The sequence below is a fragment of the Kitasatospora sp. DSM 101779 genome (assembly GCF_025655475.1).
Lineage (GTDB): Bacteria > Actinomycetota > Actinomycetes > Streptomycetales > Streptomycetaceae > Kitasatospora.
Window position 1 is genome coordinate 5386300 of the sequence record NZ_JAHTIK010000001.1, and the last position, 10835, is coordinate 5397134.

A 10835-nucleotide genomic window follows, 5' to 3' on the forward strand; every position below is an offset into this window, starting at 1 on the left:
CGACCGTGTCGTACCAGCGAAGGTGCCATGCCCCCCACACTCGCCTCCGTCGTCCGCAACACCGCGCTCCATCTGACCGTGCTGGCGGGGGCGGACCACTTGGAGCGCCAGGTCCGCTGGGTGCACACCAGCGAACTCGACGACCCGACGCCCTTTCTGGAGGGCGGCGAGCTGCTGCTCACCACGGGCATCAAGCTGGGCAAGGCCGCCTCCCGGCTGCAGGCGTACGTGCACCGGCTGGCCGACGCCGGGGTGGTCGGGCTTGGTCTGGGTGTCGGCCTCTCGCACACCGAGGTGCCGCACGCCCTGGTGGAGGCGGCGGCGCAGCGCGGCCTGCCGCTGCTGCGGGTGCCGGAGGCGACGCCGTTCATCGCGATCAGCAAGGCGGTCTCGGCGGCGCTGGCGGCCGAGCAGTACGAGGCGGTGACCACCAGCTTCGAGGCGCAGGAGGAGCTGACCCGGGCCGCGCTCGGCAAGGACGGCACGACGGCGGTGGTCCGCCGGCTGGCGGCCCGGCTCGGCGGCTGGGCGGCGCTGTACGACGGGTCGGGCGCGCTCTCCGCGGTGGCGCCGGACTGGGCGGCCCGCCGGGCCGGCCGGCTGGCGGCCGAGGTCGACCGGCTGCGCCGCCGCCCGGCGCCGTCGAGTGCGGCGTTGCAGGGCCGCTCGCCGGGTATCGACACCGCGGACGAGGACTTCGTGGTCGTCCAGTCGCTCGGGGCGGACCGCCGCCCGCGCGGCTTCCTGGCGGTGGGCACCGAGGACCGGATCACGCCGACCGAGCGGTACGTGCTGAACGCCGCGGTGGCGCTGCTGACGCTGACCCTGGAGCGGTCGCGGGAGCTGCGGCAGGCCGAGGAGCGGATGGGCGCCGCGCTGCTGCACATGGTGCTGTCGGGCGAGGTGGCGACCGCGCGGCAGGTGTCGGCGGGCCTGTTCGGCGGCCTGCCGGAGGGCGAGGCCCGGGTGATGGTGGCCGGCGCGGGCAACGGCCCGGAGGCCGCGGAGGCGCTGAGCGAGCTCGGCGACCGGGCCGAGCAGGCCGGCGGCCGGGTCGGCGAGCGGCTGCTCGTCTCCCGCGAGGACGGCCCGCACGGGCCGCGGCTGCTGGTGCTGGCGCAGGACAACGGCGCCGCCCACCGCGCGTGCCTGGGTGCGGTCGAGGAGCACGAGGGTCTGGCGCTCGGCGTCTCCGCGCCGACCTCGCTGGACGACGCCGGTACGGCGTACGCGCAGGCCGAGCGGGCGCTCGCGGTGGCGCTGCGCGGCGGCCGCCGCTCGGTCGACCACGAGGAGGTCGGTGCCGGCTCGCTGCTGCCGCTGCTCGGCGAGGAGGCGGTGACGGCCTTCGCCGAGGGCCTGTTGCGGCCGCTGCGCGAGCACGACCGGACGGCCCGCGGCGACCTGGTGGCGAGCCTGCGCGCCTGGCTGTCCCGGCACGGCCAGTGGGACGCGGCCGCCGCCGACCTGGGCGTGCACCGGCACACCCTGCGTTACCGGATGCGCCGTGTCGAGGAACTGCTGGGCCGCTCGCTGGACGACACCGACGTCCGGATGGAGCTGTGGCTCGCGCTGCGCGCCGGCGAGGAGTGATCCGCGGAGGGTGATCCCGGACTCCGCAACGCGCCACTGTGTACGGCCGTCGGCCGGATCCACTCCGCGGTGTCCAATCCGGTTGGTGTTCCGGCCGCCCTACCGTGGGCTGGTATCCACCAATCGAGGGAAGGGCCGGTACGACCGTGACCACCACCCATGAGTTCTGGCTGGCCGGCCGCCGGGCGAGCGGCGAGTCGGACTTCGAGGTCCGCCACTCGTTCGACGGCAGCCTGGTCGGCAAGGTCAGCGTCCCGACCGACGCGCAGGTCGAGGAGGCCGTCGCCGCCGCGGCCGCCGCCGCGCCGGTCTTCGCCGCGACCCCCGCGCACGTCCGCGCGGCCGCCCTGGACCACGTGTCCAAGCGGCTGGCCGAGCGCACCGAGGAGATCGCCCGCCTGATCACCGCCGAGAACGGCAAGCCGATCAAGTGGGCGCGCGGCGAGGTCGGCCGTGCCGTCTCGGTGTTCCGCTGGGCCGCCGAGGAGGCGCGCCGCACCAACGGCGAGACCATGCGCCTGGACACCGACCCGGGCGGCACGGGCCGCTTCGCGGTGGTGCGCCGCTTCCCCAAGGGCGTGGTGCTGGGCATCGCCCCGTTCAACTTCCCGCTGAACCTGGTGGCGCACAAGGTCGCCCCGGCGATCGCGGTCGGCGCCCCGATCATCCTCAAGCCCGCCCCGGCGACCCCGATCTCGGCGCTCGTCCTCGGTGAGATCCTCGCCGAGACCGACCTGCCGGCCGGCTCCTGGAGCGTCCTGCCGGTGCCGAACGAGAAGATGCCGGCCCTGGTGCAGGACGACCGCCTGCCGGTCATCTCCTTCACCGGCTCGGACAAGGTCGGCTACCAGATCATGGACTCGGTGCCGCGCAAGCACGTCACCCTGGAGCTCGGCGGCAACGCCGCCGCGGTGGTGCTCGCCGACTGGAACTCCGAGGCCGACCTCGACTGGGCGGCGACCCGGATCGCGATGTTCTCCAACTACCAGGGCGGCCAGTCCTGCATCTCGGTGCAGCGTGTGATCGCCGACGCCGCCGTCTACGACGCGCTGGTGGAGAGGATCGTCGCCAAGGTGCAGGACCAGGTCACCGGCGACCCGTCGGACGACTCGGTGGACGTCGGCCCGCTGGTCGACGAGAACGCCGCCAAGCGCGTCGAGTCCTGGGTGGACGACGCGGTCGCCAAGGGCGCCAAGGTGCTCACCGGCGGCGTCCGTGAGGGTGCCGCCTACGCCCCGACCGTGGTCGCGGACCTCTCCGACGACGCGATCCTGGCCACCGCCGAGGTCTTCGGCCCGGTGCTCTCGCTGCACAAGGTGAACTCCACCGACGAGGCCTTCGCCGCGGTCAACGACTCCGCCTTCGGCCTTCAGGCCGGCGTGTTCACCCACGACGTGCAGGCCGCCTTCCGCGCCCACCGCGAGCTGCAGGTCGGCGGTGTGATCATCGGTGACGCGCCGTCCTACCGCGCCGACCAGATGCCCTACGGCGGTGTGAAGGACTCCGGCGTCGGCCGTGAGGGCGTCAAGTACGCGATGGAGGACTTCACCTACGAGCGCGTCCTGGTGCTCACCGGCCTGGACCTCTGACGGCCCGGACAGTTACGGACGGTCGATGTCCGGCCGACCCGACGCCCCGTCACCGGCTCCCGGTGGCGGGGCGTTTCCGCGTCCCCGGGCCGGTCGGCCCCGCCTTGACAGCCCCCGGGAGGGGGCGTAGTCCGGAAGGGGAGGAAGGGAGGTCGACCATGCTCGGCGACCTCATCGGAGAGGAACAGGCACAGATCACCGGCCAGCGGGTGGTCCGCAGTGACCACGGGCTGCCGCCCGTCGTGGAGACCTCGTTCACCGGCACGGGACAACTGCTCGGCGTCACCGTCAACGACATGGGCAGCTACACCGGACGGCTGCGTCCCGACGGCACCCTGTACGGCGAGGGGCAGGGCGTCATCATGAGCCCCACCGGCGCGCACGCCTCCTGGCAGGGCGGCGGGGTCGGCCGCTTCACCGAGGGCGGCGGCACCAGCTGGCGAGGCACCATCGTCTACAGCAGCGACTCGCCCGAGTTCGCGGACCTCAGGGGCGTCGCGGGCGCCTTCGAGTGGGAGGTCGGCGCGGACGGCAAGGCGGTGGGGAAGATCTGGGCCTGGAAGTAGGCCGTACCGCACAACCCTGCGTCAGGCACCACCCACCGCACGACACAATGGGGGCATGAACTCGCTCGCCCACCCCCAGCTCCGTTTCACCCCGGCGGTCAAGGACCCGGACGGTCCGCGGGAGCTCGTGATCCTCGGCTCCACCGGCTCGATCGGCACCCAGGCCATCGACGTGGTGCTGCGCAACCCCGACCGCTTCCGCGTGGTGGCGCTGTCCGCCAACGGCGGCCGGGTCGCGCTGCTCGCGGAGCAGGCGTTGCAGCTCGGCGTGCGGACGGTGGCGGTGGCCGACGAGAGCGCCGTCCCGGCGCTGCGCGAGGCACTCGCCGCCGGGGCCGCGGGCCGCCCGCTGCCGGAGATCCTCGCGGGCCCGGACGCCGCGACCGAGCTCGCGGCCATGGAGTGCCACTCGGTGCTCAACGGCATCACCGGCTCGATCGGCCTGCGGCCGACCCTGGCCGCGTTGGAGGCCGGCCGGGTGCTGGTGCTCGCCAACAAGGAGTCGCTGATCGTCGGCGGCCCGCTGGTGAAGGCCGTGGCCGCGCCCGGCCAGATCGTGCCGGTGGACTCCGAGCACGCAGCGCTCTTCCAGGCGCTGGCGGCCGGCACCCGGGCCGAGGTCCGCAAGCTGGTGGTCACCGCGAGCGGCGGCCCGTTCCGCGGCCGCAGCCGGGCCGAGCTGGCCGGGGTGACTCCGTCCGAGGCGCTCGCCCACCCGACCTGGGCGATGGGCCCGGTGGTGACGATCAACTCCGCCACCCTGGTCAACAAGGGCCTGGAGGTCATCGAGGCGCACCTGCTCTACGACGTCCCGTTCGACCGGATCGAGGTGGTGGTGCACCCCCAGTCGGTCGTCCACTCGATGGTCGAATTCACCGACGGTTCGACGCTCGCCCAGGCCAGCCCGCCGGACATGCGGATGCCGATCGCGCTCGGCCTCGGCTGGCCGGAGCGGGTGCCCGACGCCGCCCCCGGCTGCGACTGGACGAAGGCCGCGACCTGGGAGTTCTTCCCGCTCGACGACGAGGCCTTCCCGGCCGTCTCGCTCGCCCGCGAGGTCGGTACGCTCGGCGGCACCGCCCCCGCGGTCTTCAACGCGGCGAACGAGGAGTGCGTGGACGCCTTCCTCGGCGGCCGGCTGCCCTTCACGGGAATCGTGGACACTGTGGCGAAGGTCGTCGCCGAGCACGGCACCCCCGCGCGGGGAACTTCGCTCACGGTCGCGGACGTCCTCCAGGCGGAGGACTGGGCCCGCGCCCGGGCCCGCGAGCTGGCGGCGGGCTGAGAGCACGACGGCGGCGAGCGGAGCGACGACGGCATGGCGGAGGGCGAGCGGTGAGCAATCTGATGTGGGTGCTCGGCATCCTGATCTTCCTGATCGGGCTGCTGTTCTCGATCGCGTGGCACGAGCTGGGGCACCTCTCCACCGCCAAGCTGTTCAAGATCCGCGTTCCGCAGTACATGGTCGGCTTCGGCCCGACCGTGTGGTCGCGCAAGAAGGGCGAGACCGAGTACGGCATCAAGGCGATCCCGCTCGGCGGCTACATCCGGATGATCGGGATGTTCCCGCCGGGCGCGGACGGCCGGATCACCAAGCGCAGCAGCTCGCCCTGGCGCACCATGATCGAGGACGCCCGGGAGGCCTCCTACGAGGAGCTGCAGCCCGGTGACGAGCACCGGCTCTTCTACACCCGCAAGCCCTGGCAGCGGGTCATCGTGATGTTCGCCGGCCCGTTCATGAACCTGATCCTGTCGGTGGTGCTCTTCCTGTTCCTGTTCATGGGCATGGGCGTGCAGACGGCGGTGCCCACCGTCTCCACCGTCAGCCAGTGCGTCGTGAAGGCCGGCCAGCCGACCGACACCTGCCCGGCCGACGCGCCGAAGTCCCCGGCGAACCTGGCCGGGCTGCGGGCCGGCGACCGCTTCGTCTCCTTCGACGGCGACGAGATCCACAGCTACAAGCAGCTCCAGGCGGACATCCGCAAGTCGCCCGGCAAGCAGGTCCCGATCGTCGTCGAGCGCGGCGGCCAGCGGCTCACGCTCACCGCCGCCATCACCAGCAACACGGTGAACCCGGTCGACAAGGACGGCCGCACCGTCAAGGGCGCCCCGGTCACCGCCGGTTTCCTCGGCTTCACCCCGACCACCGGCGTCGTCCGGATGAGCCTCGGCGAGTCCACCGACGAGATGTACTCGATGGCCGAGCACGGCGTCTCCTCGCTGGTCGCCCTGCCGGGCAAGATCCCGGGCCTGTGGCACGCCGTCGTCGACGGCACCCCCCGCTCCACCGACGACCCGATCGGCATGGTCGGCGCCGCCCGCCTCGGCGGCGACGTCTTCGCGATGGACATCCCGGCCACCCAGCAGATCGCCTTCTTCGTCCAGCTGCTGGCCGGCATCAACCTGTCGCTGTTCCTGTTCAACATGCTGCCGCTGCTGCCGCTGGACGGCGGCCACATCGCCGGCGCGGTCTGGGAGTCGGTCCGCCGCCGCCTCGCCGGGCTGCTCAAGCGCCCCGACCCGGGCCCCTTCGACGTGGCGAAGCTGATGCCGTTCGCCTACGTCGTGGCCACCGTCTTCATCTGCTTCACCGTGCTCGTCATGGCCGCCGACGTGGTCAACCCGGTCAAGCTGAACTGACCGCCCACCGCCCGCCCGGCCCGGCGCGGCACTGCCGGATGTGCTGGGGCCCACGGGCGTGCCGTACCGTTGTGTGCCGGGTGCGGCCTCATCGACGCACCCGGCCCGGCCAGAGCAAACCGGCCGGCTCACCGACCTCACCCAGGGGAACCCTGCGCACATGTCCGCGATCTCGCTCGGTATTCCGTCCCTGCCGCTCAAGCCGCTCGCCAAGCGCCGCTACTCGCGTCAGATCATGGTCGGCAACGTCCCGGTCGGCGGCGACGCCCCGATCTCGGTCCAGTCGATGACCACCACGCTGACCAGTGACGTCAACGCCACCCTCCAGCAGATCGCGCAGCTCACCGCCTCCGGCTGCCAGATCGTCCGGGTCGCCGTCCCCTCCCAGGACGACGCCGACGCGCTGCCGATCATCGCGAAGAAGTCGCAGATCCCGGTGATCGCCGACATCCACTTCCAGCCGAAGTACGTCTTCGCCGCGATCGACGCCGGCTGCGCCGCGGTCCGGGTGAACCCCGGCAACATCAAGGCCTTCGACGACAAGGTCGGCGAGATCGCCAAGGCCGCCAAGGACGCCGGCGTCCCGATCCGGATCGGCGTCAACGCCGGCTCGCTCGACAAGCGACTGCTGGAGAAGTACGGCCGCGCCACCCCCGAGGCCCTGGTCGAGTCCGCGCTGTGGGAGTGCTCGCTCTTCGAGGAGCACGACTTCCGCGACATCAAGATCTCGGTCAAGCACAACGACCCGGTCGTGATGATCAACGCCTACCGGCAGCTCGCCGCCGCCTGCGACTACCCGCTGCACCTCGGCGTCACCGAGGCCGGCCCCGCCTTCCAGGGCACCATCAAGTCGGCCGTCGCCTTCGGCGCCCTGCTCGCCGAGGGCATCGGTGACACCATCCGGGTCTCCCTCTCCGCCCCGCCGGCCGAGGAGATCAAGGTCGGCAACCAGATCCTGGAGTCGCTCGGCCTGCGCCAGCGCGGCCTGGAGATCGTCTCCTGCCCGTCCTGCGGCCGCGCCCAGGTCGACGTCTACAAGCTCGCCGAGGAGGTCACCGCCGGCCTCGAGGGCATGGAGGTGCCGCTGCGCGTCGCCGTCATGGGCTGCGTCGTCAACGGCCCCGGCGAGGCCCGCGAGGCCGACCTCGGCGTCGCCTCCGGCAACGGCAAGGGCCAGATCTTCGTCAAGGGCGAGGTCATCAAGACCGTCCCCGAGTCGAAGATCGTCGAGACCCTCATCGAGGAGGCCCTCAAGCTGGCCGAGCAGATGCAGGAGCAGGGCGTCGAGTCCGGCGCCCCCGTCGTGGTCGCCGCCGAGTGACCCGGTAGCCAACGCTGACTCCGGGGCCGTCCGCACGACCCCCGCACCCCCGCCCGGGGGCCGGCGGGGGTGTACGGACGGCCCTCGTGTTCCCTGCCGCGCCGCCCGGGGGAGTAGGGTGCGGCAGAACTCCCGTGGGGCGTGTCTAGTGAGGTGCCCGTGCTCGATCGAGGTGTGATGCTCCCCGGACCCTTCCAGGTCGCGCGGGCCCTGGCGGCCACCCGCGTGCTCGACGCCCCGGATCTCGACGACGCGCTGGAGGTCCTGCACCGGGACCCGGTGGCCAACGCCTTCGTCGCGACCCGCGTCGAGGCGGTCGGCCTCGACCCGTGGCGGCTCGGCGGCGAGATGTGGGGCTGGTACGGCGAGGACGGGCGGCTCGAATCGCTCTGCTACGCCGGCGCCAACCTCGTCCTGGTCAACGCCGGACCGGAGGCCGTCCGGGCCTTCGCCGAGCGCGCCCGGCGACAGGGCCGCCGCTGCTCCTCCATCGTCGGCCCGGCCGGGCCCACGGCGGACCTGTGGGCCCTGCTGGAGCGCAGCTGGGGCCCCGCCCGGGACGTCCGGGCGCACCAGCCGCTGATGGCCGCCAGCGCCCCCTCCGTGGAGGTCGAGCCGGACCCGCTGGTCCGCCGGGTGCGGCGGAACGAGATCGAGACGCTCATGCCGGCCTGCGTCGCCATGTTCACCGAGGAGGTCGGCATCTCGCCGCTGGCCGGCGACGGCGGCCTGCTCTACCAGGCCCGGGTGGCCGAACTGGTCTCGGCCGGCCGCTCCTTCGCCCGCTTCTCCGAGGACGGCGAGGTGCTCTTCAAGGCCGAGGTCGGCGCGGTCACCGAGGGCGCCTGCCAGATCCAGGGCGTCTGGGTCGCCCCCGAGCACCGCGGCCGGGGCCTGTCCAAGACCGGCATGGCCGCCGTCCTGGACATCGCGCTGCGCGAGGTCGCCCCCGTCGTCTCGCTCTATGTGAACGATTTCAACCTGCGTGCCAGGGCCGCCTACAAACGGGTCGGTTTCACCGAGGTCGGCGCCTTCATGAGCGTCCTGTTCTGAGCGCCGGCGGATCCCGGTCTTCGCAGGTCACGGCGGACCTTCGAGGAGTAACGTCCCGGTCATGGAGCAGCTCACCGACGTGACGATCGAGGCCATCGACCTGGCGGCCTGGGCGCCGTACGCGCTGGAGGTCCAGGCGCTCGCCTTCGGGCTGACGCCCGAAGAGGTCGCGGTCCGGCTGCACATCGTCGGGCGGCACGCCCAGCAGCCCGGTGTGCTCGCCCTCGGTGCGATGAGCGGCGGCCGGCTGGTCGGCTTCGGCTACGGCATGCCGAACTCCCGCGAGCACTGGTGGTCAACCGTCATCCAGCCCTATCTGGAGGCCGGCGGGTACGGCGACTGGCTGGACGGCGTCTTCGCCGTCACCGAGCTGCACGTGCTGCCCGGCTACCAGGGACGCGGCCTCGGCAGCGCGCTGATCCGCGGCCTGTGCGACCGCTCCGGCAAGGACCGCAGCATCCTGTCCGCGATCGACGCCGAGACCCCGGCCCGGCGACTGTACCGCTCGCTCGGCTACCGGGACCTCGCCCGGGCGGTGCGCTTCCCGAACACCGTCCGCCCGTACGCGGTGATGGGGGCGCGGCTGCCGCTCGCCGCGGTTCAGAGCCAGGCCGCGAACTCCAGGTAGAGCTCGGCCGTCGCGCGGTCGCCCGCCGACAGGCTCGCCAGGCCGGCCTCCACGGTGCGGAAGAGCGTCCAGCCGCGCAGCCGGTCCCGGTCGACCTCCAGTGCGCCGGAGAGCTGCTGCAGCCGGCGCCGGACGGCCGCCCGGGGGCCGGGCGAGCCGGCCAGGGTGTCCATCCGGTCCTGGGCCAGCCGGGCGAGGTCAAAGGCGCGCTCGCCGACCACCGGCTTCGGGTCGATCGCCAGCCAGGGCGAGCGGTCCGCGGCGAGCACGTTGCCGTGGTGGAAGTCCCCGTGCAGCAGGAACCGCTCGGGCTCGGACCCGGCCAGCGCGGCGGCCGTCTCCAGCGCCTCGTCGATCAGCTCCCCGGCGGCCTCCGCGCCGGGCAGCGCACGCCGCTGGGTGATCCGCCCGGACAGCTCGGCGGCCACGTCCACCACCAGCCGGAACGGATGGCCCTCGGCGGGCGGCACCCACAGCCGCTGCAGCAGACCGGTCGCCTCCAGCATCGCCTTCGACTCGGCGAGCGACCGCAGCGGGATGTCACCGTGCAGCCGCTCCAGCAGCAGCACCCCGGCCTCCGGGTCGGCGTCGATCAGCAGCACGGCCCCGCGGCCCGCCCAGTGCCGCAGCGCGGCGTGCTCCCGGTCGGTCTCCGGTGTCACCAGTCCGGCCTTGAGGACGGCCGGTGCGAGGTCGTCGTCCCGGTGCACGAAGCCGATCAGGCTGATCGGGCCGCCCGGGTCGGCGACCCGTTCCAGGGTCAGGCCCCAGCGGTCCAGGTGGGAGGCGACCAACTGGGGCAGGGTGGACAGCCACACCCGCCCCTCCTCGCCCGCCACGGCCTGCACGGTGTCCGCGAGCCGCTCGGGGACGGTGATCTGCTGGCCTGGCAGTGCCGACATGGTGGCCTCTCGTTCGGTGCGCCGCACCGTGTTGCGGCCCGTCCATTGTCGGCCATCGGCAGGAAGCCGCTGGTCAGCCGCTCGCCGACGCGCTCGTGCTCGGCGTGCCGCTCGCCCCGTCGGCCGCATCCCCGTCCGGCAGGCCGGGCAGCGCGGACAGGTCGGCCCCCCACTGCGCGGCGCGCAGCGCGGTCTCCCGCAGGGCGGTGGCGGCGGTCTGCCGCAGCACCCCGGTGGTACCGGCGACGGCGTCCGCCCACACCGCGGTCAGCTGGGTCTCGATGTGCGCGGCGAGCTGCCCGGCGGCGGTGGCGTCGGCGACCGCGAACGGCAGCCGGTAGCCGGCCGCGGCGGCCGCGGGGGTGGCCCCGGCCCCGTCGAGCTCGCGCTGCAGCGCGTCCCGCCGGGCCTGGTGGGCGGCGTATCCGGCGCGGGCTGCGTCCCGCTGCGGGCCGGCCGGCATCCGGGCACCGACCACGCCGTAGCCGTAGACGGCGGCGTGCTCGGCGGCCAGCGCGGCCTGCAGGGCGGCCACCGCGCCGG

At 73.5% G+C, this 10835-nt stretch carries 10 protein-coding genes; 8 read left to right on the forward strand and 2 right to left on the reverse strand.

Translation table 11 applies throughout. The features are described from left to right. Nucleotides 1-27 precede the first annotated feature (27 nt). From KSNIM_RS24535 to KSNIM_RS24570, 8 genes are all read left to right on the forward strand, one after another. On the forward strand, nt 28-1593 hold the full coding sequence (locus KSNIM_RS24535; RefSeq protein WP_263105307.1) for a PucR family transcriptional regulator: 1566 nt from the start codon (nt 28-30) through the stop codon (nt 1591-1593). Between the two features lie 146 nt (nt 1594-1739). Continuing rightward, a complete protein-coding gene (locus tag KSNIM_RS24540) occupies nt 1740-3182 on the forward strand; it encodes an aldehyde dehydrogenase family protein (RefSeq protein WP_263105308.1) in 1443 nt (480 codons plus the stop codon). A gap of 158 nt (nt 3183-3340) precedes the next feature. Next, nucleotides 3341-3748, forward strand: coding sequence for a hypothetical protein (locus KSNIM_RS24545; RefSeq protein ID WP_263105309.1), 408 nt, complete (start codon nt 3341-3343; stop codon nt 3746-3748). A 55-nt stretch (nt 3749-3803) separates the two neighbouring features. Further along, entirely contained in the window at nt 3804-5033 is a 1230-nt protein-coding gene (gene dxr, locus KSNIM_RS24550) for a 1-deoxy-D-xylulose-5-phosphate reductoisomerase (RefSeq protein ID WP_263105310.1), read from the forward strand. A gap of 50 nt (nt 5034-5083) precedes the next feature. Next, nucleotides 5084-6388, forward strand: coding sequence for a M50 family metallopeptidase (locus KSNIM_RS24555; RefSeq protein WP_263105311.1), 1305 nt, complete (start codon nt 5084-5086; stop codon nt 6386-6388). 160 nt (nt 6389-6548) lie between these two features. Continuing rightward, nucleotides 6549-7709 (forward strand): flavodoxin-dependent (E)-4-hydroxy-3-methylbut-2-enyl-diphosphate synthase, encoded by a 1161-nt coding sequence (gene ispG / locus KSNIM_RS24560; protein ID WP_263105312.1) that lies wholly within the window; start codon nt 6549-6551, stop codon nt 7707-7709. A 177-nt stretch (nt 7710-7886) separates the two neighbouring features. Then, nucleotides 7887-8762 (forward strand): GNAT family N-acetyltransferase, encoded by an 876-nt coding sequence (locus KSNIM_RS24565; RefSeq protein ID WP_263105313.1) that lies wholly within the window; start codon nt 7887-7889, stop codon nt 8760-8762. 61 nt (nt 8763-8823) lie between these two features. Continuing rightward, on the forward strand, nt 8824-9390 hold the full coding sequence (locus tag KSNIM_RS24570) for a GNAT family N-acetyltransferase (RefSeq protein ID WP_263105314.1): 567 nt from the start codon (nt 8824-8826) through the stop codon (nt 9388-9390). Here KSNIM_RS24570 and KSNIM_RS24575 read toward each other — a convergent pair. Together KSNIM_RS24575 and KSNIM_RS24580 are read right to left on the reverse strand one after the other, a co-directional pair. Further along, a complete protein-coding gene (locus tag KSNIM_RS24575; RefSeq protein ID WP_263105315.1) occupies nt 9363-10292 on the reverse strand; it encodes an aminoglycoside phosphotransferase family protein in 930 nt (309 codons plus the stop codon). The two genes, KSNIM_RS24570 and KSNIM_RS24575, sit on opposite strands and share 28 nt — an antisense overlap. A gap of 73 nt (nt 10293-10365) precedes the next feature. After that, entirely contained in the window at nt 10366-10827 is a 462-nt protein-coding gene (locus KSNIM_RS24580) for a ferritin-like domain-containing protein (protein WP_263108096.1), read from the reverse strand. Between the last annotated feature and the right edge of the window lie 8 nt (nt 10828-10835).